Genomic DNA, 23,523 nt, shown 5'->3' on the forward strand with positions numbered 1-23,523 from the left:
TCCTGACGGTGTTGATAGACGCTGATATAGGGAATTGGGATGCCTTGTGGCAGGTAAGCCACTATATTTGCCCAGTGTCGCCGTGAAAAATGGCTTTTATGACTATATGGTATAGGTGAAATCTATGGATGTGCGAACCCTGCGTGCGTTTGTGGCTGTCTTCGAGGAGCGCAACATCACGGCGGCGGCCACCCGCCTCTTCATTACCCAGCCCACCCTCTCCACCACCATCAAAACGCTGGAGGATGAGCTGGGGGTGACCCTGTTTGTGCGGCAGGCGCGCGGGGTGGAGGGGACCGAAGCGGCGCACCGGCTCTATCCCCGTGCCAAGCGGCTGATCGCCGACACCGACTCCCTCGCCCGCGAGTTTCGTGAAACCTCCCCCTGCCTCGAGCTGACGGTGGGGATTGAGGCAGACCTTGGCGATGGCGTGGTGGGGACGCTGGTCAACGGGGTACTCGCCCACGAGGAGATCCTGCTGACTCTGGAGGAGGGCTGTTGTGGCGATGTGCGGCTGGGCTGTGAATCCCTGCGTTGCGGTGACGAGCTCTTTATCCCCCTGCTGGAGGAGGAGTTTGTGCTGGTGCTGCCGCCGGATCATCCGCTGGCGGGCAAGGGGGCGCTAACGCCGGCTGAGCTGGCGGACGAGCCCTGGGTCACTTGCCCGCGCCACGAATCCCACCTGCGGCTTATCGCCATTCTCGGCAATCAGGCGCCCCTCTATCCACGGCGGGCGGGGTCGCTGCGACTGGCGGCGACTATGGTGGCCGCCAGGGCGGGGATCGGCTGGTTGCCCCGTTCCCTCTGTCTGCCCGGTTGTACAGTCGCCGAGCTGGCGGCCTCTTCCTTCAAGCGGCGGGTGGGGCTCTGCTACGCCCCGGATGCGTTGCGCTCGGCGGCGGTGACCGCCCTGCTGGCTCAGGTGCGCGGGATGCAGCTCCCCGTCTGATGTCGGGATAAAAATGTCGGCATAAAAAAGGGCCATCCGGTGGGATGGCCCTGTTGAAGGCAATGTTGTTGCGTGGCTAGCGCGACGCCCACCAGAGCCGCAGCTGCAAGCCCCACTTCGAGCTCCAGCCGGTGGTGCTGCTCACAAGCGTCCCATCCCTGATGACGAGGAACGTCGGGGTGACCCCTACCTGCCACTTGGCGGCCAGCGCTCCCGACTCGTCGTTGTGGGTCGGGAAGGTGAGCCTCTTCTTGCTCATCCCCTTGGCTAACTGCTCCGAATTGCCGGAGCGCAGCGCCACCGTCAGCACGTTTTCCCCCTCTTGCCAGAGCTGCTGTACCGCCGGGGTGGTGAAACGGCACACCCCGCACCAGCTGGCCCAGTAGTAGACCAGCAGCGGCTTGCCCTGGCTCAGGGTGGCGAGATCCGTACTGGTGCCATCCTGCAGAGTGACGGGGGCGCTCATCGCCCCCTCTGGCAGGGTTGGGCTGCGCCACAGATCCAGCAGGGTCGAGATGATCAGCGCCATCAGCAGCAGCCAGAGCGCCTCCTTGCCCCAGCGGCGCCAGCGGGGTTGAGGATTGGTGGTCATCCCTTACCCCTGCTTGACCAGTTCGGCCTTCACCAGCTGCTCCAGCTCCTCATAGGGGATGGCGCCCGGCACCAGCTGGTTGCCAATCAGGGTCGCCGGAGTGCCCTGTACCCCCAGAATGGTGCCGATGCGCAGGCTGTTGCGCAGCTCTTCGGTCGCCTTGGCGGCCGGTTTGAGCGCGGTGTTGCCGGTGGCGGCCAGTGCCTTGTTGATGTCCGCCTCGGTCAGCATCCCCTGCTTGCTCATCAGCTTGTCGTGCAGGGTGAGGAAGCGGGCGGGATCCTGTTGCCACAGGGTCAGGCTGTATTGGGCCGCCTTGGCGGAGGTCTGCCCCTTGAACGGCAGCAGCTTGATCACCAGCCCCAGATCGTCCGGATAGGCCTTGAGCAGCTTGGTCAGCTGGGGATCGAACTGCTTGCAGTAGGGGCAGTTGTAGTCGGTGAACAGCACCAGCGTCAGCTTGGGGTTTTTGGCTCCCAGACGCGGGCTGGTGGCGCTGTTGAACAGCACATCCTTGTTGCCCTTGATGAAGTTGCCAAGCTGCGCCTCCTGGGCTGCCGCGTTCTGCTTCTCCCAGGATTCGGCGGCCTCGTCGAGGATCTTGGGGTTGGCGATCAGGGTCTCGCGGATCAGCTCCTTGATACGTGCCTCTTGCTCCGGGGTGAAGGGGCCCGCGTGCAGGGCCGGAGCCAGCAGGGCTGCGGAAAGGGAGGCCAGCAGGGTCAGGGCGCTCAGAGTCGGTTTCATGGTTGCTCCTTAAAATCGGGTGGTGTCAGCCTGAAGCAGGCCAGCCTTGTGCAATGTGGTCAGCAGATCGTCCTTGTCGAGCAGGGGTGACAGTGTGGCCCCTTGCGGCAATTCCGGGCCGTAAATCTGGTTGAAGGGGACGGCCGCCGCGCCCCGCTTACGCAGGAAGGCGGCGATGGTGTCGTTCGGTTTGCTCCAGTCGCCGCGCAGGGCCACCACATCGGGGGCAGAGAGGGCCTGTTGCACCTCATCGCGCAGCAACACGTTGTATTTGTTGGCCTTGCAGGTAACGCACCAGTCGGCGGTGACATCGATAAAGACCCGCTTGTTCTGGGCCAGCGCATCAGTGATGGCGCGCTCAGAGAGCGGCTGCCAGACCACCTTGTCAACGCTGGCCGAGCCCTGCGCGCTAAAGGCGCCACTCAGCAGCAGGGGGCTGCCAATCAGGGCGGTAAGGGCGATCGCCAGCGTGAACCCGCGGATGCCGTAACGCCAGATGATGCCAGCCAGCAGTGCCAGCAGCATGGCAACCATCAACCAGCCGGTGGCATAGCTGCCGAGATGGTTGTCGAGCAAGCTGGTGAGCCAGAGGCTGGAGCCCAGCATCATCAGGCCGAGCAGGATGCGCAGATGGTTCATCCAGCGCCCTGGTTTCGGCAGCCAGAGGGCGAGCCGTGGCAGGGCCGCCACCAGCAGCCAGGGCAGGCTCATACCAATCCCCAACGCTGTGAAGATGAGCCAGAGCTGATCAAGGGGGGCGGCCAGCGCAAAGGCCACCGCAGTGCCGAGGAAGGGGGCCGAGCAGGGGGTCGCCAGCAGAGTGGCGAAGCTCCCCTGCAGGAAGTGACCGCCGAGGCCGTTGCCGCCGCTGGTGGCGAGGCGGGTGCTGAGGGCGCTGGGCAGGCGGATCTCGAACAGCCCCAGCAGGTTGGCGCAAAACAGCAGGGTGACCAGCACCATCAAGCCGATAAAACCGGAGCTCTGGAACTGGATGCCCCAGCCGACGGCCCCTTGCGTGGCGCGTAGCAGGCTGCTCATGGCCGCCAGCACCCAGAAGGAGGCGATGATCCCGGCGCTGGCGGCGAGGAACTGCTTGCGCACCGCTCCCTGTTCACAATCCTGATGTTGCAACACTGAGCCCAGCTTGAGCGCCAGCACCGGCAGCACGCAGGGCATCAGGTTGAGGATCAGGCCGCCGAGCAGCGCCGCCCCCAGCAACCAGAACAGCGAATGGCTCTGGTTGGGCAGTGCGAGTGGCGCGCCGATCGTCCCCTTGCCCTGCCATGCCTGCTCGCCACTGGTGAGCAGCAGGCCGAGGGATTGACCGCGCAGATCCGGCGCATCTCCCTGCCAGCCGTCGCTCACCGGTACCCGGGCGATCAGGGCGTTGCCCTCGACCTCAAGCGCCGGTTTGCCAAACTCGGCCCCCTCCAGAGCGTCGATGAAGAGCGCTGGTGATTGCCAGCCCTCTGCCCGCTCGGCGCGCAGTTGCAGCTGGTTGTGCTGATAACCCAGCTCGACCCGGGTTTCGGCAGGCAATTGCTGGGGCAGGGTACTCATCGCCTTCGCCCAGGCAAAATCGAAGTCGGCCGGGGCGGCGCCATCCACCGCGAGGGTGAAGGGGAAGTCGGTCAGGATGCAGACATTGCTGCAGGTGGAGAGGCGAAGAGTTCCCTTGAGCGGTTGCCCAGCGGGGTAGTTGAGGCTCAGAGGGAAGGTCGCATCACCCTGATAACCCTGGGTGCTGAGCCCGGCTACCTCGAAGTGGCGTGGCACCGGCCAGCGCCACTGAAAGGCACCGACCGGCTCATCCCACAGGATCTGGGGGGCAATCCCCCCTTCTCCCGGACTGTGCCAGTAGGTCTTCCAGCCCGACTCCAGCTCGACATCGAGCAGGATGCGGGTCTGATCTGCCGTGCTGCGGTCGGCCTGCAGCCGTACCCGGGCGTGATCATTCTGTGGGCTGGTGAGCCAGCCCGTGTCGCTGGCCAATCCCATGGATTGCCACAGCAGACCGCCCAGTAGCAGGGCCGCCTTGAAGAGATTCGACATCTTTTTGGTCTCGCAAAAATTGAGTGACAGCTAACGAAAGAACGCAGCCGAACTCATTCCCGCCAGACGCACAGGGTGAGGTGCAGACGCCGCTCGGGCGGCGAGATGACTCTGAGAGGGGGCAGTGGCGGTGTGTAGCGCCAAAGGGGAGCCAGCAGGGCGATCAGCACGGCCACGGCAAAGAAGAGCTGTTCGACGCAGAGCAGGGTGGCGGCGCTTAGCCACTTGCCGTTGAGCTGGCAGCTGGTGGGCTGCGGGCTGGCCGGTTTGGCATCCTCTTGATCCGTTGCCGAGCCTGGAACGGGCAGTGCCTGACAGCTGAGGGCGTGATCGAGCAGGGCAAGCCGGGCCAGCGGCTGGGCCGCACAATTGAGCACCAGCAGGCAGACCAGCAGCAGGAGATGTTTCGCTACCCGTTGTTGCAACATCATGTTCGCCCCGTCCATCAAGATGGGGCGATCCTAACGACCAATGGCGGGTGGGGCAAGTCGGCGATGTATTGATGAGCAGTACTGTGGGTGGCGCGACGGGGAGGGTGGTCGGTTCTGTTTGGCGAACGCTTGTTCGCTAAAAGGGGGATCAGTATACTGCGCCGAGTTAAAACTCGAGGTGTTCGATGCTCAAAATTGCCCGTGTGCTGCTGCTTGGTCTGCTGCTCATTTTCTGGTTCCTGTTCGGCCTGCTGCTCTGTCTGGTTCGTCCGCGCCATCCCAACAACGTCTATGTCTTCGCCCGCATGTATCACGCGGTCTGCCCGCTGATCGGGCTGCGAGTCAAGGTCACGGTGGCCGACGAGGTCAAATCGGTCGGCCCGGCGGTCTACGTCTGCAACCACCAGAGCAACTTCGACATCTTCACCGTGACCGGTGCGGTGCAGCCCGGCGTGGTGGCGGTAGGCAAGAAGAGCCTGCTCTGGCTGCCGCTGTTCGGCCTTATCTTCTGGCTCTCCGGCAACGTGCTGATCGACCGCTCCAACCGCTCCCGTGCCATCGGCACCATAGGTCAGGTGGTGGATCGCATCAAGAACCGTGGCACCTCCATCTGGATGTTCCCGGAAGGGACCCGCTCCCAGGGGCGTGGCCTGCTGCCATTCAAGGCGGGCGCTTTCCACACTGCGGTACAGGCTGAAGTGCCCGTGGTGCCCATCGTCTGCTCCAGCTACTTCGGTCAGGTCGACTTGAATCGCTGGGACAACGGCGAAGTGCTGGTGGAAGTGATGGCGCCGGTCTGCAGCAAGGAGCACGGTGCCAGCGGCATTCGCGATCTCTCCGACACCTGCCGCGCCCGGATGGAGGCCAAGCTGGCCGAACTGGACAGCAAGCTGGGCCACAGCCACGCCGCCTGATGGATAGCGCAGAAGAATCGACAAGGGAGCCAGAGGCTCCCTTTTTTGTTGGTAAAAATCACCACCAGGTTGGCTATTTTCACCAACAAGCCCTTCTTGAATTTCCTCAGTAAATTCCCATCTATATGTAAAACAACAATAATTTTTCTTGGCACGGCTCTTGTAATGCTATGGGAAGAGATAGCCATCCCATCAACAAGGAGCCAGACCATGAGCGTATTCAGCCGCCTGACCGACGTGATAAATGCCAACCTGCACAGCCTGCTCGACAAGAGTGAAGAGCCGGAGAAGATGCTGCGACTGATGATCGAAGAGATGGAGCAGGTGCAGGTCGAGATGCGTACCCAGTCCGCCCGCGTGATTGCCGAACAGAAGCAGCTGGAGCGTCACCAGCAGGGGTTGCAGGCGCAGATCCTGGAGTGGTCGGCCAAGGCCGAGCTCGCCATCCAGAAGGGACGTGAGGATCTGGCCCGCGCCGCCCTCACCGAGAAGCTGGCGGAGGTCAAAAAATGTGAACAGCTGGAGCAGGACAAGGCACGTGTGGCCGAGGTGCTGGCCCAGCTCACCGCCGACAGCGAGCGGCTGGCTGCCAAGCTGACCGAGGCGCGCGAGAAGCAGAAACTGCTGACCCTGCGCGAGCAGACCGCCCACAGCCGCATTCGTGCCCGCGCCCAGGTGGACAACCAGCGGATGCATGAGCTGATGGCGCGCTTTGACGGTTTTCAGGGCCGGGTCGATCAGCTGGAAGCCCAGCTGGAGGCGGCCACCTTGGGGCAGAATCCCTCGCTGGAGGCCCAGTTCCGCGAGCTGGAGCTCAATGACGAGATCGAGCGCGAGCTGGCTCGCCTCAAAGGCCAGAAGGCGGAGGTGTAATCATGAGCCCCTGGCCCAAGGATCTGGTGCATCGCAAGCTGACCGGGGTCTGCGCCGGTATTGCCAGGCGGTTGGGGGTCTCCAGAGTCACGGTGCGGGTGGTGGCACTGCTCGCCCTGATCCTGATGCCGCCGCTGGCACTGGCCGCCTATCTGCTGGCGGTGCTGATGATGCCGCCCCGTTATGAATTGAAGCGCTGGCTGGATTGACCAAAGGGTTGATCAGCCGGCAGACAAGGTACTGATAAGGAGCAAGTTATGCTGGAATTTTTCATCTTGCTGGTGGTGCTGCTGGTCATGGCACTGACCGGTTTTACCCTGGTAGCCATGTTGCTGGTGAGCGGCCTGTTCGTGCTGCTTGGGGCACTGGGCGGCATGCTTGCTCTGATCATCAAGCTGGCCCCCTGGTTGCTGCTGGTGCTGGCGGTTTGCTGGCTGATCAGCAACCGCAGCAAGCGTTCCAATACCTACCTCTAACCCGCCTGAGGTTGTGCAAGACGTTGTGTGATGCTCCCTGATTTCCCCTTTCCGGCCACTCATCGAGTGGCCTTTTTTTGCCTGCACCCCTTAAGGTCGGGTCGTTTCGGGTAACCACTGGGGGCTCCAGCTCTGCCAGAGTGCCGGGCTGTGGATCAGCTGCTCCTTGAAGGATTTTGGCTGCTGCTTGAGGCGATATTCGATGCGCAGGGCCGCCCCCTTCTCGCCGACTTCCTGTTGCCACGCCAGCGTCAGTGGTCCCTTGCCGCGCAGGGCGCGAGCGCCCTTGCCACTCTGGTGCTGGCCCAGACGGCGCAGCGGATCCGTGCTAATCCCGGTATAGAGCAGGCCGGTGGCAGTACGCACCATGTAGACAGACCAGCGGGAAGGGGTGGATGGTTGCTGTGCCGGTGTGGTGGTCGCGGGTTCTCTCATTCAAATTCTCTGTGCCAAACTCAGAGGCAGCTCAAGGAGGTGCGATGAGAGTCTGGTTTTGGTTGTGGTTACTGTTGTCGGTCCCGGCTCTGGGGGAGACGATCCGTCTCTACGATTACCATCAGCATCCCCCCTTCAACACCGGAGTGGATGCAGGGCTGAGCCGCGAGCTGGTCAAGTATCTCAATGAAAAGCTGGGGGGTGAACCCAGAATCGAGCTCTGGCTGGTCAATCGCGCCCGGCTGGCGCTGGAGATGGCGGATCCCGACTTCGATGGTCTGGTGGTCTGGGTCAATCCGGCCTGGGTGGGGGATCCCCATCGCGAGCGCTATCTCTGGACCTTTCCGGTGATGCGCGACACCAACGAGCTGGTCTCGAACATCGACAACCCGGTCACCTATCGCGGGCCTGACTCCCTCAAGGGGCTGGTGTTTGGTGGGGTGGAGGGCTACCGCTATCAGGGGATCGATGATGCGGCCAGCCGCGGCGAGCTGGTACGTCAGGATGCCAAGAAGGTGAAGACCAACCTCGAGCTGCTGGTGCGCGGCCGCATTGATGTGACGCTGGTGAGTGGTTCATCGCTGGGCTTTTTCATCGACGCACAGCACTATCAGGGCAAGCTGTTTATCTCACCCTTCCCCCAATCCAGCTATACCCGCCATATCCTGCTGCCCAAATCCCGTCCCGAGCTGCATGCCACCCTCAACGACATCGCCGAGCAGATGGACAGAGATCCCCGCTGGCACAAGGTGCTGGAGTCCTATCGCGGTACGCCCTGAGGGCGGCGCTTGAGCCGGTGCAGCGGTAACAGGCTCACCAGCAGACCTGCCCAGACAAAGGTGAAACCGACTGCCTTGATGGGGTCCGGCGCCTCACCAAACCAGTAGATGGCGAGCAGGAAGGCGAGGCTGGGCTCGATATATTGCAGCAGTCCCACCGTGCTCATCCGGGTTCTCGCCACTGCATAGCAGAACAGCCCCACCGGCAGCAGAGTAGCGGGCGCACTGCCCATCAGCAGCAGCTTGTCGGCCAGATCCCCGTTCACGAATGCCCCTTCCCCGTGCCATGCCAGCGTGCCGATGATGATCAGCGCGACGGGCAGTTGCACCATGGCTTCCAGATAGAGGCTGGTGCCGGTGTCGTAGTGGATCTTCTTCTTGATAAGGCCATAGCAGGCGAAGTTGGCCCCCATGATGAGGGAGAACCAGGGGAGCTGGCCGTAGCAGAACAGCATGTAGGCGAGACCCGCCAGTGCCAGAGCGACTGCCAGATGCTTTTGCGGGGTGAGCCGCTCTTTGAGAAAGATGACGGCGAATACGATATTGAACAGCGGGGTCATAAAGAAGGCGAGGCTGGTGGTCAGCACCTGCCCGGTGGTGAGGCACCAGGTGAACATGCACCAGCTGATGGACATGACGGGGCCCGCCAACAGAATGAGGCCGAGCTGGCGCGGCTCGCTGCGCAGTTGTGCCCAAGGTATCTGGTGGCCAAGCAGCAAAAACAGGACACCCAGCAGAACCACAGACCAGAGCACCCGGTGGGAGATCAGCTCCCACATGTTGACCTCGGGCATGAATTGATAATAGAGCGGCAGCATCCCCCACAGGATGAAGGAGAGGGTCGCGGTGCCGGTACCTAGCCAGTTTTTCATTATTGTCCGTTTATTAAATTAAACATCCATGGCGATAGTAGGGGGCGCGCCCTGTTTCCACAAGAGGGAAAACAGGGAAATGCTGGTACTATCAACGTCATGCAGCGAATCGATAAGTTGTTTGAGCAAATCAGGGCCTGCCGTCTGTGTGAGGCTCATCTGCCGCTGGGGCCTCGTCCGGTGATCCGCGGGGCCGAGAGTGCCCGCTTGCTGATCATCGGTCAGGCGCCCGGCACCCGGGTGCATGCCAGCGGTATCCCGTGGGATGACCCCTCCGGTGACAGGCTGCGCCAGTGGCTCGGGGTCGATAAAACCACCTTCTACGACGAATCCCGCATCGCCATCATGCCGATGGGTCTCTGCTATCCCGGCAAGGGCAAGTCGGGTGATCTGCCGCCCAGACCCGAGTGCGCGCCTAACTGGCACGACAAGGTATTGATGCTGCTACCCAATGTCGAGCTGACCCTGCTGATCGGCCAGTATGCGCAAGCCCATTACCTGCGGGGGGCGGCCAAGGGGTCGCTCACCGACACGGTGCGCAGCTGGGCCGACTATGGCCCCGGCTGGCTGCCGTTGCCGCATCCCTCCCCACGTAACACCCTCTGGCTCAGGAAGAATCCCTGGTTCGAGGAGGAGATCGTCCCCCATCTGCAGCAAAGGGTCGCCCCGCTTCTGGGGAGACCCTGAGTATTAGAGCGCTGGCTCGGCCAGCGGTTTTGGCTTGCTGCGCGCCATGGCGATAAGTGGCAGGAGGATGCAGATACAGCCCAGCAGCAGCGGCAGGCCCGGCTGCTCGTCAAACAACCATACCCCGATGGCCACCGCCATCAGCAGACCGGTGTACTCCGCCGAGGCGATCTTGCTCGCCTCCGCTTTGCGATAGGCCACCACGCACAATCCCGCATAGACCATGATCAGCGCCGAGGAGCCGAAAGCGGGCCACCACATCTGCCACTGCCAGTCGCCTCCTTCCCATAATGCCAGCGCCAGAATGAAGGGCATGCTCAGCACGTTGGTGAAAAACAGGGTCTGGGCGATGGGCTGCTTGAGCGGGATCCGCTTGATCAGCAGATTGTTGAGCGCCATCGACAACGCCACCCCGAGCGCCGCCAGTGCGGCCCAGTTCACTTCAGTCGGGCGCAGCACGATCAAAACCCCGATAAATCCGATGACTGCGGTCAGCACCTTCTGGCGCGAGATCGCTTCCCCCGCCATCCACACCGCCAGCGGCACCATCATCAGGGGGGCGGCATAGAAGAGGGCATTGGCGGTAGCGAGCGGCAAGCGGGTGAGGGCCACTACCATCAGGCAGACGCCGACCGCCCAGATATGGGCCCGCAGCAGGTGCCACTTGATGGCCACCGGTGGATTGCGGCGCCATGACCAGAGCAGCCACGGCATCAGCAGAATGGCGGCCGAGAGCTGGCGGAAAAAGACAAACTGGAAGATGGGCTGATCTGGCTCCAGCACCTTGACCAGCGCATCGGAAAAGACCGCCACCATATTGCCCAGCACCAGATAAAGGATGCCGATCCCTACTGCATTCATACCACCTCCCACTTCAGATGAGCGGAGGGTAGCGTGCCGGTTGATATCCAGTAAAATGATAAAAAATGACCACTCATGAGATATTTAGATAATGAAGCTTCCTCCCCTGCGTGCGGTGCAATATTTCGAGGTGGTGGCCCGGCTGCTCAGCTTCTCCCGCGCCGCCCTTGAACTGAACGTCAGCCAGAGTGCGGTCAGCCACCAGATCCGCCTGCTGGAAGATTTTCTGGGTGAGCGGTTGCTGCTGCGTCAGGGGCGGCTGCTCTCGTTGACGACGCAGGGGGAGAGCTATTTCGAGGGGATTGCTGCCGGGCTCGGCCAGATTGCCCAGAGCAGCGAGCAGCTGCGCGGGGGCGGCGAGATGCGGTTGCGCCTCGCGGTCTACAGCTCGTTTGCGGTGAAGTGGTTGATCCCGCGGTTGGCCGGATTGCGCCAGCTCTATCCCGAGCTTGATCTGAGTCTGGAGATGGTGGCGGAGGATCCCGAGCTCTCCGATCGGGTGGCCGACTGTTTTATCACCGTCTCACCCCACGGGCGGGGCTACTGCCACGACCTTATCTATCAGGAGCGGCTCTTTCCGGTCTGTAGTCGCCGTCTGTTGCAGCAGATCAGCGGGGAGTGGCCCGAGGCAATCTGGCAGTTGCCGCTGCTGTCGGTGCAGTCCATTTACAAGGCGCGGGGGGAGGATTGGCAGCGCTGGGCCAAAGCGGGTGGGCTGGTGATTCCGGACGAGGCGCAGATGCACCATTTCAGCCATGTGCTGCTGGCGATGGAGGCGGCGGCCTGGGAGCAGGGGGTGGCGTTCGTGAATGACTACATGCTGCGTCCCGATGATCCCCAGCTGGTGGCCTTACCGGTACACCAGCTGGAGACGGGGGATGCCTTCTACTTTACCTGCAAGCGCTCGCGGGCCCATGAGCCCGCCATCAGCCGGTTACGCCAGTGGCTGATGATGGAGACACGCCAGAGCATGCCGCTCTAGCGTGGTATCAAGCCTTCTTGAACTGGCTTAGGACAAACAGGCTGGTGGCGCAGACGACGACCGAGGGGCCTGCCGGAGTGTCCTGATACCAGGAGAGGGTCAATCCACCCAGCACGGCGAGGCAGCCGATCAGCGCTGCAAAACCGGCCATCTGCTCCGGCGTCTGGCTAAAGCGGCGGGCGGTGGCGGCGGGAATGATCAGCAGGGAGGTGATGATCAGCGCCCCGACAAACTTCATCGCCACGGCGATCACCAGCCCGATCAGCAGCATCAATACGCAGCGCAGCACATCGACCCGGATCCCCTCTACCCATGCCAGCTCTTCCGAGATGGTCATGGAGAGCAGGGGATCCCACAGTCGCCACAGGGTGAGCAGTACCAGCGCGCCACCGCCGTAGATCCAGAGCAGATCCATCGGTTGTACCGAGAGCAGGTCGCCGAACAGGTAGGCCATCAGATCCACCCGCACGTTATCCATAAAACTCAAGGTAACCAGACCGAGGGACAGGGCGCTGTGGGCCAGAATGCCGAGCAGGGTATCGGTGGCCACCTGCTGGTTGCGACTCATGATCACCAGCAGCATCGCCATGGCGAGGCAGCAGACCACCACCGCCAGGGTGAGATCGACCTGCAGCAGGATGCCCAGCGCGATGCCGAACAGGCAGGCGTGGGAGAGGGTGTCGCCAAAGTAGGCCATCTTGCGCCATACCACGAAGCTACCTAGGGGACCGGCCAGCAGGGCGATGCCGAGACCGGCCGCGAGGGCGTATAACAGAAAGCTGTCCACTTGAATGTCCTGTTGCTTGCGCTATTTGCTGTGAGCGTTGTTGCGAGAGGGCAGGCGGATGACGGGAGCCTGCGGTTCATGATGGTGGTGTTCGCCGTCGCAGTGGTGATGGTGGGTATAGACCGCCAGCACCTCCTGCTCCGGTCGCCCGAACAGGCGGGCAAATTCGGGGTGGCGCGCCACGCTTTCCGGCTCGCCATGACAGCAGACATGGCGATTGAGGCAGATCACCTCGTGGGTGCTGGCCATCACCAGATGCAGGTCGTGGGAGACCATCAGCACGGCGCAATTGAACTCGGCGGCGAGCTGACCGATCAGGGCGTAGAGCTCGATCTGGCCGGTGATATCGACCCCTTGCACCGGCTCGTCCAGCACCAGCAGCTCGGGCTTGACCAGCAGGGCGCGGGCCAGCAGCACGCGCTGCATCTCACCACCGGAGAGCTTCTGCATCCGGTTTTCCAGCAACCCTTCTGCGCCAACCCGGGCTAGCGCTTCCTCGATGGAGAGGCGGCTGTTTTTGCCCAGTTGCAGGAAGCGACGCACTGTCAGCGGCAGGGTGGGATCCAGATAGAGGCGCTGGGGCACATAGCCGACTCTCAGATCGCGGCTGCGGGTGATCTTGCCCGAATCTGGGGTGAGCAGACCCAGCACCAGCTTGCTCAGGGTGCTCTTGCCCGCCCCGTTGGGGCCGACGAGCGTGGTGATTTTGCCTTTATTGAGGGTAAAGGAGACCTTGTCGAGCACAGAGCGTCCATCAAACGAGAGAGAGACCTCTTTCAGCTCTACCAGTTGGCTCATGACAACTCCGGGGTTTACAGCCAGTGAGAGTTATAATATAACAAAAAGCGGCTGTTATATTATCACATACTCACCCCCTGACGAGATTCACCAATGAGAATTATTGCGCTTTTCACTGCCCTGCTGGCGGTGAGTTTGCCTGTTCGTGCCATTGAGGTACTGACCACCATCAAGCCCCTTGGCTTCATCGCTGCGGCGATCACTGACGGGGTGAGTGAGCCCAAGGTATTGTTGCCGACCGGCGCCTCTCCCCACGATTTCTCCCTGCGCCCGTCCGATATTCGCAGCATCAACAGTGCTGGGCTGGTGGTGTGGGTTGGCCCCGAGCTGGAAGGGTTTATGGCCAAGCCGCTGGCCAATCATCCCCATGCTTTGGCCCTGACTCAGGTTGAGGGAATGCCGCTGTTCAACTACGCGACTCAGGATAGTCATGACTCCCATGACCATGATGATCACGATCATGCTGCCCACGAGCACGGTGACCATGATGAAGGGCATGAAGGACATCATCACGAAGGGGTCGATCCCCATATCTGGCTTGGCCCGACGCAGGCCAAGGTGATTGCCAAGGCGATCGCAAGTGAATTGGGCAAGCTGGATCCGGCCAATCAGGCTCGCTATGACGCCAACCTCGCGGCATTTGATACCAAGGTGGATGCCAAAGACAAGGTGATTGCTGGCCAGATGAAGGCGGTGAATGAGAAGGGGTACTTTGTATTCCACGAGGCGTATGGCTACTGGGAGCGCCACTACGGCATGAGTTCAAAGGGTCACTTTACCGTGAGCCCTGAGCGTCGCCCGGGCGCCAAGACCCTGGTGGATATCCGCAAGGCACTGGAAGAGAAGCAGGCGAGCTGCATTTATGCCGAGCCGCAATTCTCACCGGCTGTGATCGAATCGGTGGCACGCAATACCGGCGCCAAGGTGCTGTTGCTTGATGAGGTGGGTGAACAGGTACCGCTCGGCCCGGATGGTTATCCCCAATTCATGCAGCAACTGGCAGATGCATTTGCCCAATGTCGCTGATCAGCGGCTGAGCCTCTCATCCGGAGGGGCTATACTGACCTCCAGCATCTGACATGGAGTGTCCGGTATGAAATGGTTGTTGATCCCGGCCTGTACTCTGGCGCTATGTTGCGCCAGCGTGCAGGCTTCGCGTCTTTCCGAATATATTGCCAGTCCGGATCTGCGGGCCAAGCTGCAGGAAGTGTATGGTGGCCGGGCCATCCAGCGGGCCGAGGCATTCTCTCGCCTGCTCACCCCCAGAGCGGGTACAACCGACCAGCAGAAGATAGAGCTGGTGAACAACTACTTCAACAATCTCACCTACAGTGAAGACCCCAAGCTGTGGGGAGATGAGGATTACTGGGCCAATCCGCTGGAGTTCATCGGTGCCCGGGGTGGGGATTGCGAGGATTACAGCATCTCCAAGTACTACACCCTGATGGAGCTGGGGGTTGATGAGAAGAAACTGCGACTGGCCTACGTCAAGGCGGTGCGTTACAACCAGTTCCACATGGTGACGCTCTACTTCCCGACACCCAAGGCTGACCCACTGGTGCTCGACAACATCAACAGCCGGATCCTGCCGGGCAGCAAGCGTACCGATCTCATTCCCGTTTACAGTTTCGATGCCAAAAGCATCTGGATCATGAAGTCACGGCGGGAAGGGACGCTGGCGGGGAGTGCCGATCGGTTGGCGCAGTGGACATCGATGAAGACCCGTTTCTCCAGCGAGCAACTGCGCTCTCCCCGTCGTCAGTTATAGCTTGCCCGCCGCTTTCAGCTCCTCGAAATATTTCGCCGCGCCCGGATGCTGTTCAACACTCAGCACCGGGCCGGTTTTATTGCGTGCCCGGTGAAACATATTGGCGTAGCCATAAGTCTGCTCATTGAACTTGGTCTGCTGTGTCAGCATTGCCTTGGTCAGACGATAGACAGACTCTTCCGGCATGGTGGCATTGGTGACCAGGGTGGCGGCTATGGCAAAGGTGGGGGTCGCCTTCAGATTGCCGGGGTAGATGCGGGCGGGCACCTGACTGCGTTGGTAATATTTGACCCCCTTGAGTAGCTGATCACGGGTGGCCCCATCGATGGGGAGGAAACTGACTGCGCAACGTTTGGCGGTGTCGAGCACAATCCGGTTAGGGTGTCCCATCACCAGTGCAAATGCGTCGATCTGCTTGCTGCAGAGCGCATCCGGCAGGTTGGCCATGCTCTTCAGATCGAGATCCTGCTCTTTCGCTCCCAAGATGTTGAACAGGGTCAGCGCCGTCTGGCGGGTTCCCGAGCTCTTCAACCCCATGTCGATGGGGGCGAGCTTGAGCTGTTCCAGTGAATTGATATCGCCATCGGCACGGATCACTATGGTGAAGGGCTCGGCATGGGTGGCAAACAGGGCGCGCAGCTCAGGTTGCGGCTGTGTGGCAAAAGGGCCCAAGCCCTGGCTTGCCTGATATAGCCAGTCTGACTGCACCATGGCGTAGGAGGTCTCGCCACTCTTCAGCCGCTTCAGGTTTTCTATTGAACCCGATGAGCTCTGCAATGTGCACGCAAGTTGCTCATCGACCTCATGGGCCAGACGGCAAAACTCTTGGGTTATCTGGTGATAAATCCCCTGCTCACCCCCGGTGGTGATAGTGACGGTTTCAGCCATCAGGCCGGGTTGCCACAGCAGGGGTAACAGCATGGCGAGCTTTTTCATGATTGTGCCTCCTTGGCATAACCATCGATACCCCAGGTCCGCAGTTTGTCGATGTCGCGACACTCTCCCGATTCTGCCAGCAGGGTATAACCGGCGGCATGCATGGTTTGGGAGAGCAGATTCCAGTAGAGCGGCGCATCGGTCAGCTGACAGCTGATAAAGATGGGATTGAGCGGGTCAAGTTGATTGAAAGTATCCGCATTGAGGGGAATGGCGCTGAAGGCGAGCTCACACCCCTGTTCCTGCAACGCAGCCAATGTGGCTTGGCCGTGGGCGGGAAAGGTGACCACATCCCAGCGCCAATCCAGTGTTTTGCCGTGGCCCTGGCTTAGCAGAGGGGCGATCTCGGACCATTGCGGGTGATTGAGCAGGGAGAGGGGCAGCAAGATCCCTTCTATATGAGAGTGCTGCCACTGTTGCAGGGCGCTCTGGATGGTTGCGAGATCGCTGTCGGCACCGAGGGGCTGACTGGGCAAGAAACGCTGATAGAGCGCGATCTCCCCTTGTGTGGAGACAAATTTTTGCAGTTGCCCGCCTTCCGGCAGCGGGCTCACTCCTTGCAGCGGCTGTGGGGGCGTCAGTGGCAGCTGTTTTCCCAGCTGGGTGATTTTGAGTCGTTGTTGCAGCAGATCCCGTTTGCGTTCGGAAACCAATTGGTTGATGGAAAGTGCCACTTCTTTGAGGTCTTGCAACCAGGGAGTGGGCAGGGTGCTGTTGAACTGGTGTTTGCGGATACGGATCAGCTGCAGGTTGATCTGCTCCAGGGGCTGCAGCAGGCGTTTGCACACCAGGGAGATGATCAGGGTAAATACGACGAGGCCCGCCAGCAGCGCCAGACCGGTGCGACTGATGGCATTCCACAGATGCTGATAGGCGTAGCCGCTATGCCCCTCAAGGGTCAGAGTGCCCAGCATGCGCCAGCCATCGGTCAACTCTTGCTCAATTTTGACGGGCGGCATGCCGATAACCGAGGGAAGCCAGCCGGGGACATTTTGCTGGGTAGAGTGGAATACCTTCTGAAACAGCACCTGGCCATCAGGATCCACCAGAATGACCGAGCTGACGAAGCCGCCGTCGAACATGGCATTGACGATGGTTTCGGCCAGCACATTGTCGTCATTGAGCAGGGTTCCTTGCAGCACCAGCCCGAGAGCGGTGATGGCGGTTTCCAGGTTGGCTGACATCTGGTCGAGGATGGATTGGCGGACTGTCGTGACTTCCAGTGCAAACAGCAGCGCTGCGCCGATCAGGAACAGGACGACAATTATTCTGATTAACAGTTTTGCTAACGACATATCCACTCCATGGAAAAGTTATCGCAACATTTTGGGTTTCTATTCAGTATCGAATCCGACCCGGTTCTTAAAAATAGGAAAAAATGGTTAAAAAAGACGATCATTTCTGCCCATCCGGGCGGGTTATGCATAAAATGTGAGGTTCATGCAGATTGTGATGAACTTTTTGTAACTATTTGTGTCCAACAAACAGTTTTATACGGTTTTGTCACAACTGACATCGCAACTCACACTCTTTAGATCTAAATACAGGATAGCGGATGAAACGTCTCCGTCCCTTGGTAGTACAGGCTGCCAATTGGGAACCACCGGTTCCCCGCAAACACTTTTACGCCATGCTGATGCTGACGGCCATGACCCTGTCAGCAGTGGCATTATTGCCAGCTCCGGGTGACATCCTCGAGCGGCCGCTGCGTCTTGAGTTGCCCATTGATACCGCAGGTACGGCAACCAACGAAAACAACACCGACTTTAACGAAATCCCCGATCACGAACTGGTTGATCAGAGTGCGCCGGATGACGACATCCCGGTCGACACCACCCCCCAGTGGCAGGATTACCGGGTCCGCAACGGCGAAAACCTGACCGCCATTTTTAACAATCTCGGTCTCTCCACCACCACTCTCTACAAGGTGCTGGACGCGGACAACAAGAACTATCTGGCGCGCCTCAAGCCGGGCCAGAATATCGAGCTGCTGATCGATCAGGACAACATCCTGCAGCAACTCAAAATCCGCCTGAACATCAAGCAGACGCTGGTGATGGCACGCAGCGACGATGCCTATACCGCCTCCATGATTAATGAGAAGGTCGAGTGGCAACCGCAGCGTTACAACGGCGTGATCAACGGCAGCTTCTATGTCAGTGCCCGCAATGCGGGGATTCCGGCCAACCATATCCAGAAAATTGCCAACCTGTTCCAGTGGCGAATGAATTTCGCCAAGGATCTGCAGAAGGGCGACAAGTTCAAAGTGCTGGTACGCCAGGAGACGGTGGAAGGCAAAAGCACTGGCAACAGCCAGCTGCTGGGGGTGGAAGTGACCAGCCAGGGCAAGACGGTGTCGGCCTGGCTCTCCGATGACGGCAACTATTACGACGGTCAGGGCAACAGTCTGGAGCGCGGATTCCGCCGCTACCCGACCCATAGCCGCTATCGGATCAGCTCCAATTTCAACCCGGCGCGCAAACATCCGGTAACCGGTATGGTTCGTCCTCATGAGGGCACCGACTTCGCAGTGCCGGTGGGTACGCCAGTGCTGGCGACCGGCGATGGCGTCGTCCAGAAGGCAACCAGCCACCCGCTGGCGGGCACCTATATCGTCATCAAGCATGGCCGTACTCTCTCCACCCGTTATCTGCACCTGAGCAAGCTGCTGGTCAAAACCGGTCAGCGAGTGAAGATGGGCGACAAGATCGGCCTCTCCGGCAACACAGGTCGCTCGACCGGTGCTCACCTGCACTACGAGCTGCGGATCAACAACCGCCCGGTCAATGCCATGACCGCCAAGCTGCCTATGGCTGAACCGCTCAGCGGCAAGGAGCGTCGTCAGTTCCTTGCCAAGGTGAAGAGCTATCGCAAGGAGCTGGCCGCGGGTTGATTCCTGTCGTCACAGACTGAAATGAAAGGCCCCGCCAGATTGGCGGGGCCTTTTTACATGCGCCGTGAGGGTCAGTAACCCTTGTCGAAGTCGATCTTGCCATCCAGTGGCTGGCCATCGATAAAGCGGATGTAGTTGCGCACAAAGATCTGGGCCACATCATCCGGGAAGCTGTAGGCGCTGTTGTGGGGGGTGACGATGAGGTTGGGTTGGCCCCACAGTGGACTGTCGGCAGGCAGCGGCTCCTGCTCGAACACATCCAGCACCGCCATCGCCAGCTTGCCGGTACGCAGTGCGGTGAGCAGATCGCCCGAGTGCACGGCGCTGCCACGACCGACGTTGAACAGGATGGCGCCCGGTTTGCAGTGTTCGAAGCGGGCGGCATTGAACAGATGACGGGTATCGCGGGTGGCTGGCAGCACGCTGACGATGACATCGGCCTGCGCCAGCATCTTGTTGAGCGCAGGTAGCTGATAAACCTGATCAAACCCGGCTCGCTCCCGACCGCTGCGGCTGATGCCCAGCACCTTCATGCCAAAATGTTTGCCGGTGTGGGCAATATGCTGACCAATGCTGCCGGTCCCCAGGATCAGCATGGTGCGCCCCTTGAGGCCCTGATAGGGGTGGCTTTGCCACAGTCGCTGTTTCTGCTGTTCCCGATAAAGGGGAATTTGGCGCATCAGGCTGAGCAGATGACCAAAGACATACTCGCTCATCAGCGGGCCGAAGATGCCGCGCACATTGGTGAGCTGGTAGTCGCGGCGACTGTCAGGGTCGAGCAGCACATCGACTCCCGCATAGGTGGACTGGAACCAGCTCAGCTTGTTGGCTTTGGGCAGCAGCGGTTTGGCACGGGCCGGTTCGGCCATCAGAATATGGGCTTCGCCGATCAGCTTCTCGGCATCGCTCTGGTTATCGGCTCGCAGAATGCGCAGATGGGGGAGATTGGCGGCCTTGAGCAGCCGTTCGTAGTGAGCATTATCCTGGCTGAGCAAAAGAAGGGTACGTTGGCTCATACTCTTGTTCCTTATCAGAATTTGCGGCGCAACAAGATGCCGCTCTCGACCCATCTTACCTGACTTCATATCGCAACATAGCCGACCAGGGCGCTTTTTCGTTTTCGCCGCGCGCCTCGTGGGCTACAATCTGCCCCACATTTTGCAAAGGATCCGACTCCAGTGTTTGGTGACAAGTTTTATAAGCGACTGGCCGAGCTACAGCCTTGGCAACAGACCGTCTACACCCTGGCGCTGGCAGAGCGCATGTACCCCAACTATGCCCTGTTCTGTCAGGCCTCCGGCTTTGGCAATGCTGGTGCTTTCCGGCATGCGCTGGATCAGATGTGGGTCTACCTCACCGTCAAGGGATCCCGGGTCAATCTGGGTGCCATTCTCGAAGAGTTCGAGTCTCACATTCCGGATCCCCGCAAGTTTGAATCCTACGGTGCCTATCCCGCGCTGGATGCCTGTGTTGCGCTGGGCTGCGCCTACAACTCGGTGATCTGCCGGGTCGGCGAAGAGGCCAACGATGCCAGTCATGCGTCAGTCGGTACCGTGGCCGGTTTTATCGAGCTGCTGGAAGAGCGGGATCTGACCGAAGAGGAGCTCTACGAGCACGAGTACATGGAAGCCGAGCTGGAGTTCCAGGTTGAACTGCTCAAGCGGGTTGCCCATGAGCGCGACAGCGATCGAATCCTGGCCATCAGAGCATTCGCCTCTCAGGATGGCGTCTCCAATATCGGGATCAGCCTGGAAGAGTAATTCTCTGCGGCCCCTGATCGAAAAAAGCTCCCGTTCGGGAGCTTTTTTTATGCCTGAAATTGTTCAGCAGCTTATGCCTGCTCTTCGGTGAGGGGTCTGACGCTCAGCACCGGGGCCGCGTCGATTTCGTCTGCATTCATCATGGAGGAGATGCGTTGCAGGGAAGAGAGCAGCAGGGTCTGCTCCCACGCTTCCAGTGCCTGAAAACGCTGGATGAAGCGCTCTTGCAGCGGGGTCGGGGCCTGGGCCAGCAGGGCGCGGCCTGCGTCAGTCAGTGTCGCGTGAACCTTGCGCTTGTCGGTATTGCTGCGAACGCGCTGCACCAGTTGGCGGCTCTCCAATCGGTCCATGATGGTGGTGGCGGTGGCCTGGCTCATGTTGGTGTGATCGGCCAGCTGACGCATGGAGATCTGTCCCAACTCATCGATCCCTTTGAGCAGCAAGAGTTGCGGGGAGGTGAGCCCGGCTTCTTTGATCAAACGCCTGGAGTGCATGTCGATGGCACGAATAATCTGGCGCAGGGCGACCAGCACTTCATCATGTTTTTCCATGGGGTGTGCGTCATTGGAGGGCTATGGAGAGGGGCAAAATTTTCCGCCTAATTCGTCTCAAGGTCAATATGGTTTTTGCTGTAATAATTTCTGCTCTAACTAATTTTGTGTTAGGTTGACGGGCATTTCACGGAATTCACCCTGACATTTGAGGAGCGAAATGATGAATGACGAGCTGGATATCAAGTCTCTGGTGGCCGAGTTACGTGTGGTCAGAGTGCGCTATGAACTGCCGGATACCTCGGCTTTTGTGCGCTATCAGCCTGCCTATGATGAAGACCCGAACAACCTCAAGGTGCACCACTATGATGGTGAGTTACCCCTCTCGTGCAGTGAGACAGGTACTTTCAACCTAAAGGAGTTGGTGAATGAATTACGCTACGCCTATGTGCTGGTGCACCTCTTTCCTGACGAAAGTGCCATGAACTTCTATCTGACCGGCCTCGATACCGGCCTGGCCCAGCTGGAGTTCATCGGCGGCTCTTACGACTTCAACCGGCTCTGGATCACCAGCGGTGTCTCCAATCTGGGTGTCCCCATGGCCATCTTCCTTGGCAAGCGTCATGCCGTGAACGGCCAGCCCTCGGTTTCGCTGGTGGATCACCGCGAACAGGCAGCCGGCAAACTGGTCTATCGCGCCATCGGCGGTGCCGGTGCTCATGTGGGCGAAGACTTTTTCAACAACGACTAAGGAGGCTGGATGCGAGCAAGCAAAGGGCTATTGAAAGGCCTCAACCCGACCATGGCCATGACGGCCCTCACCGTGATCACCCTGTTTTTGCTGTTTGGCGTATTTGTTCCCGATACCGCGGCCGCCTGGTTTGTCGGTGCCAAGGATCAGATTATTGCCGGGTTCAAGTGGTACTACATTCTGGTGGTCGCCCTGTTCCTGTTCTTCGCTGTCTACCTGATGTTCAGCCGTTTTGGCAGCATCCGGCTGGGTGACGACGACCAGGTACCGGAGTTCGGCTACTTCGCCTGGTTCTCCATGCTCTTTAGCGCGGGCATGGGTATCGGTCTGGTGTTCTGGAGCATCGCCGAGCCGATGAACCATCTGCAGGGCAATCCGTTCATTACCGAAGGGATGACCCCGGAAGCGGCCCAGATCGCCATGCGCCTCACCTTTTTCCATTGGGGCCTGCACCCCTGGGCCATCTATGTGATCGTTGGCCTATCGCTGGCCTTTTTCAGTTATCGTCGCAAGTTGCCGCTGGCGATCCGCTCCGTGCTTTACCCCATCCTTGGCGAGCGGATTTACGGCTTCTGGGGCCATGCGGCCGATGTGCTGGCGGTGTTCGGCACCGTGTTCGGGGTGGCAACCTCCCTTGGTCTGGGGGTCTCCCAGATGAATACCGGCCTCAACCAGATGTTCGGCATGGACGTATCGCAAGCGAACCAGCTCTGGCTGATTGGCGGTATCAGCCTGATCGCCACCCTCTCGGCGGTTTCCGGGGTCGGGCGCGGAGTGAAGCTCCTCTCCGAGCTCAATATCTGGCTGAGTGTCTTCGTGCTCGCGCTCTTTCTGGTGCTGGGGCCGACCACCTATATCCTCAACGCCTATGTACAGAACATCGGTGATTACCTGCAGAACATCGTCAAACTGAGCTTCTGGACCAACACCGAGGCCAACGGCACCTCGGCCTGGCAGTCGAGCTGGACGGCGTTTTACTGGGGTTGGTGGATTGCCTGGGCGCCGTTTGTCGGCATGTTTATCGCTCGCATTTCCAAGGGGCGTACTATCCGCGAGTTTGTGCTCGGTGTGTTGCTGGTACCCTCGCTGCTCGGCATGTTCTGGCTCACCGTGTTTGGCGGTACGGCGATGAATCTGGAGCTGTTTGGCGGTGGCGGCGTGGTCGCTGCGGTCAATCAGGATGTGACGCTGGCGCTCTACAAGACGGTCGAGCTGCTGCACTGGGATACCTTCGGCTGGATCGCCAAGGCTGTGCTGACCCTGCTCATCTGCACCTACTTCATCACCTCCAGTGACTCGGGTACGCTGGTCATCACGACTCTGCTCTCCATCGGTGATCAGGAGCCGCCGGTTCTGCACCGTGCCGTATGGGGTCTGGGGCAGGGGCTGGTTGCCGCTATCCTGCTGGTCTCCGGCGGTTTGGCAGCCTTGCAGGCGGCCAGCATCATAGCCGCGCTACCCTTCTCGGTGATCATGTTGGCGATGTGCTATTCGCTGATGCTGGGGCTCAAGCAGGAGAGCCAGCGCCAGTTCGAGTATCGTCAGAACCTCAAGCGCCACGATGGTTCATCCCATATGAGCCTGATGGAGCGAATTGGTCCGGCATAACGGCACCAGCAGGGGTTAGCGCCCCCTCACATATCAATCTGGATGCAAAACGGCCGCCCTGGCGATGCTCTCCTTGCGGAG

Annotated in this window: 27 protein-coding genes; 14 read left to right on the forward strand and 13 right to left on the reverse strand. The window is 60.2% G+C overall.

What is annotated here, in order from left to right; genetic code table 11:
* Window positions 1–124 precede the first annotated feature (124 nt).
* Window positions 125–949: a LysR family transcriptional regulator gene (locus tag OKC43_RS11045; RefSeq protein WP_270659214.1), complete on the forward strand. Its 825-nt coding sequence runs from the start codon at window positions 125–127 to the stop codon at window positions 947–949.
* Window positions 950–1,025: 76 nt separating this feature from the next.
* Here the strand turns inward: OKC43_RS11045 and OKC43_RS11050 are convergent, their stop codons facing one another.
* From OKC43_RS11050 to OKC43_RS11065, 4 genes are read right to left on the reverse strand one after another with little or no spacing between them, the layout of a single operon-like run.
* Window positions 1,026–1,541 (reverse strand): protein disulfide oxidoreductase, encoded by a 516-nt coding sequence (locus OKC43_RS11050; RefSeq protein ID WP_270659217.1) that lies wholly within the window; start codon window positions 1,539–1,541, stop codon window positions 1,026–1,028.
* Window positions 1,542–1,544: 3 nt separating this feature from the next.
* Window positions 1,545–2,288 (reverse strand): DsbA family protein, encoded by a 744-nt coding sequence (locus OKC43_RS11055; protein WP_270659219.1) that lies wholly within the window; start codon window positions 2,286–2,288, stop codon window positions 1,545–1,547.
* Window positions 2,289–2,297: 9 nt separating this feature from the next.
* Complete coding sequence (locus OKC43_RS11060) at window positions 2,298–4,340, reverse strand: protein-disulfide reductase DsbD family protein (RefSeq protein WP_270659221.1); 2,043 nt, start codon at window positions 4,338–4,340, stop codon at window positions 2,298–2,300.
* 53 nt (window positions 4,341–4,393) lie between these two features.
* Window positions 4,394–4,771: a hypothetical protein gene (locus OKC43_RS11065; RefSeq protein WP_236272591.1), complete on the reverse strand. Its 378-nt coding sequence runs from the start codon at window positions 4,769–4,771 to the stop codon at window positions 4,394–4,396.
* Between the two features lie 185 nt (window positions 4,772–4,956).
* Here OKC43_RS11065 and OKC43_RS11070 point away from each other — a divergent pair, with 185 nt between their 5' ends.
* The 4 genes from OKC43_RS11070 (at window position 4,957) to pspG (ending at window position 7,034) form a co-directional block, all read left to right on the forward strand.
* Window positions 4,957–5,685: a 1-acylglycerol-3-phosphate O-acyltransferase gene (locus OKC43_RS11070; RefSeq protein ID WP_019446682.1), complete on the forward strand. Its 729-nt coding sequence runs from the start codon at window positions 4,957–4,959 to the stop codon at window positions 5,683–5,685.
* Between the two features lie 210 nt (window positions 5,686–5,895).
* Window positions 5,896–6,558 (forward strand): phage shock protein PspA, encoded by a 663-nt coding sequence (pspA, locus tag OKC43_RS11075; RefSeq protein WP_236272592.1) that lies wholly within the window; start codon window positions 5,896–5,898, stop codon window positions 6,556–6,558.
* Between the two features lie 2 nt (window positions 6,559–6,560).
* On the forward strand, window positions 6,561–6,767 hold the full coding sequence (locus OKC43_RS11080) for a PspC domain-containing protein (protein ID WP_043826074.1): 207 nt from the start codon (window positions 6,561–6,563) through the stop codon (window positions 6,765–6,767).
* 48 nt (window positions 6,768–6,815) lie between these two features.
* On the forward strand, window positions 6,816–7,034 hold the full coding sequence (gene pspG / locus OKC43_RS11085) for an envelope stress response protein PspG (RefSeq protein ID WP_005335871.1): 219 nt from the start codon (window positions 6,816–6,818) through the stop codon (window positions 7,032–7,034).
* Between the two features lie 90 nt (window positions 7,035–7,124).
* Here the strand turns inward: pspG and OKC43_RS11090 are convergent, their stop codons facing one another.
* On the reverse strand, window positions 7,125–7,469 hold the full coding sequence (locus OKC43_RS11090) for a GIY-YIG nuclease family protein (protein ID WP_149152158.1): 345 nt from the start codon (window positions 7,467–7,469) through the stop codon (window positions 7,125–7,127).
* A gap of 44 nt (window positions 7,470–7,513) precedes the next feature.
* Between OKC43_RS11090 and OKC43_RS11095 the strand changes: the two genes are divergently transcribed.
* Entirely contained in the window at window positions 7,514–8,248 is a 735-nt protein-coding gene (locus tag OKC43_RS11095) for a substrate-binding periplasmic protein (RefSeq protein WP_005354874.1), read from the forward strand.
* Here OKC43_RS11095 and rarD read toward each other — a convergent pair.
* Complete coding sequence (gene rarD / locus OKC43_RS11100) at window positions 8,230–9,120, reverse strand: EamA family transporter RarD (RefSeq protein ID WP_236272593.1); 891 nt, start codon at window positions 9,118–9,120, stop codon at window positions 8,230–8,232. The two genes, OKC43_RS11095 and rarD, sit on opposite strands and share 19 nt — an antisense overlap.
* 99 nt (window positions 9,121–9,219) lie before the next feature.
* On the opposite strand from rarD, the gene OKC43_RS11105 reads away from it, so the two are divergent.
* Complete coding sequence (locus OKC43_RS11105; RefSeq protein ID WP_236272594.1) at window positions 9,220–9,807, forward strand: uracil-DNA glycosylase family protein; 588 nt, start codon at window positions 9,220–9,222, stop codon at window positions 9,805–9,807.
* A gap of 3 nt (window positions 9,808–9,810) precedes the next feature.
* On the opposite strand, the gene OKC43_RS11110 is transcribed toward OKC43_RS11105, so the two are convergent.
* A complete protein-coding gene (locus tag OKC43_RS11110) occupies window positions 9,811–10,668 on the reverse strand; it encodes a DMT family transporter (protein ID WP_236272595.1) in 858 nt (285 codons plus the stop codon).
* A 91-nt stretch (window positions 10,669–10,759) separates the two neighbouring features.
* On the opposite strand from OKC43_RS11110, the gene OKC43_RS11115 reads away from it, so the two are divergent.
* Window positions 10,760–11,650, forward strand: a complete 891-nt coding sequence (locus tag OKC43_RS11115; protein WP_236272596.1) for a LysR substrate-binding domain-containing protein — start codon at window positions 10,760–10,762, stop codon at window positions 11,648–11,650.
* Between the two features lie 7 nt (window positions 11,651–11,657).
* Here OKC43_RS11115 and znuB read toward each other — a convergent pair whose 3' ends face one another.
* Together znuB and znuC are read right to left on the reverse strand one after the other, a co-directional pair.
* Window positions 11,658–12,437 (reverse strand): zinc ABC transporter permease subunit ZnuB, encoded by a 780-nt coding sequence (gene znuB, locus OKC43_RS11120; protein ID WP_236272597.1) that lies wholly within the window; start codon window positions 12,435–12,437, stop codon window positions 11,658–11,660.
* Between the two features lie 21 nt (window positions 12,438–12,458).
* Window positions 12,459–13,235, reverse strand: coding sequence for a zinc ABC transporter ATP-binding protein ZnuC (gene znuC / locus OKC43_RS11125; RefSeq protein ID WP_005354861.1), 777 nt, complete (start codon window positions 13,233–13,235; stop codon window positions 12,459–12,461).
* Window positions 13,236–13,328: 93 nt separating this feature from the next.
* Between znuC and znuA the strand changes: the two genes are divergently transcribed.
* Together znuA and OKC43_RS11135 are read left to right on the forward strand one after the other, a co-directional pair.
* Window positions 13,329–14,261, forward strand: a complete 933-nt coding sequence (znuA, locus tag OKC43_RS11130) for a zinc ABC transporter substrate-binding protein ZnuA (protein ID WP_042081595.1) — start codon at window positions 13,329–13,331, stop codon at window positions 14,259–14,261.
* Between the two features lie 67 nt (window positions 14,262–14,328).
* Window positions 14,329–15,003 (forward strand): transglutaminase-like cysteine peptidase, encoded by a 675-nt coding sequence (locus OKC43_RS11135; RefSeq protein ID WP_042052461.1) that lies wholly within the window; start codon window positions 14,329–14,331, stop codon window positions 15,001–15,003.
* On the opposite strand, the gene OKC43_RS11140 is transcribed toward OKC43_RS11135, so the two are convergent.
* Complete coding sequence (locus OKC43_RS11140) at window positions 14,998–15,939, reverse strand: TAXI family TRAP transporter solute-binding subunit (protein WP_042081593.1); 942 nt, start codon at window positions 15,937–15,939, stop codon at window positions 14,998–15,000. The genes OKC43_RS11135 and OKC43_RS11140 overlap by 6 nt on opposite strands.
* Window positions 15,936–17,234 (reverse strand): LapD/MoxY N-terminal periplasmic domain-containing protein, encoded by a 1,299-nt coding sequence (locus OKC43_RS11145; RefSeq protein ID WP_042081591.1) that lies wholly within the window; start codon window positions 17,232–17,234, stop codon window positions 15,936–15,938. The genes OKC43_RS11140 and OKC43_RS11145 overlap by 4 nt, the downstream gene beginning before the upstream one ends.
* A gap of 260 nt (window positions 17,235–17,494) precedes the next feature.
* On the opposite strand from OKC43_RS11145, the gene mepM reads away from it, so the two are divergent.
* Window positions 17,495–18,832: a murein DD-endopeptidase MepM gene (gene mepM, locus OKC43_RS11150; RefSeq protein WP_042081590.1), complete on the forward strand. Its 1,338-nt coding sequence runs from the start codon at window positions 17,495–17,497 to the stop codon at window positions 18,830–18,832.
* Between the two features lie 71 nt (window positions 18,833–18,903).
* Here mepM and OKC43_RS11155 read toward each other — a convergent pair whose 3' ends face one another.
* Entirely contained in the window at window positions 18,904–19,848 is a 945-nt protein-coding gene (locus OKC43_RS11155; protein WP_005363043.1) for a D-2-hydroxyacid dehydrogenase, read from the reverse strand.
* A 162-nt stretch (window positions 19,849–20,010) separates the two neighbouring features.
* Between OKC43_RS11155 and OKC43_RS11160 the strand changes: the two genes are divergently transcribed.
* Complete coding sequence (locus OKC43_RS11160; protein WP_021231718.1) at window positions 20,011–20,592, forward strand: YjaG family protein; 582 nt, start codon at window positions 20,011–20,013, stop codon at window positions 20,590–20,592.
* 71 nt (window positions 20,593–20,663) lie between these two features.
* Here OKC43_RS11160 and OKC43_RS11165 read toward each other — a convergent pair whose 3' ends face one another.
* A complete protein-coding gene (locus OKC43_RS11165) occupies window positions 20,664–21,143 on the reverse strand; it encodes a MarR family winged helix-turn-helix transcriptional regulator (protein WP_013723454.1) in 480 nt (159 codons plus the stop codon).
* Window positions 21,144–21,306: 163 nt separating this feature from the next.
* On the opposite strand from OKC43_RS11165, the gene OKC43_RS11170 reads away from it, so the two are divergent.
* Together OKC43_RS11170 and OKC43_RS11175 are read left to right on the forward strand one after the other, a co-directional pair.
* The gene (locus OKC43_RS11170) at window positions 21,307–21,834 is read left to right on the forward strand and encodes a hypothetical protein (RefSeq protein ID WP_236272618.1); all 528 of its coding nucleotides are present in this window, start codon (window positions 21,307–21,309) and stop codon (window positions 21,832–21,834) included.
* Window positions 21,835–21,843: 9 nt separating this feature from the next.
* The gene (locus tag OKC43_RS11175; protein ID WP_236272598.1) at window positions 21,844–23,442 is read left to right on the forward strand and encodes a BCCT family transporter; all 1,599 of its coding nucleotides are present in this window, start codon (window positions 21,844–21,846) and stop codon (window positions 23,440–23,442) included.
* Window positions 23,443–23,523 lie beyond the last annotated feature (81 nt).

It is taken from the genome of Aeromonas sp. Y289-2, assembly GCF_027705925.1.
Lineage (GTDB): Bacteria > Pseudomonadota > Gammaproteobacteria > Enterobacterales > Aeromonadaceae > Aeromonas > Aeromonas veronii.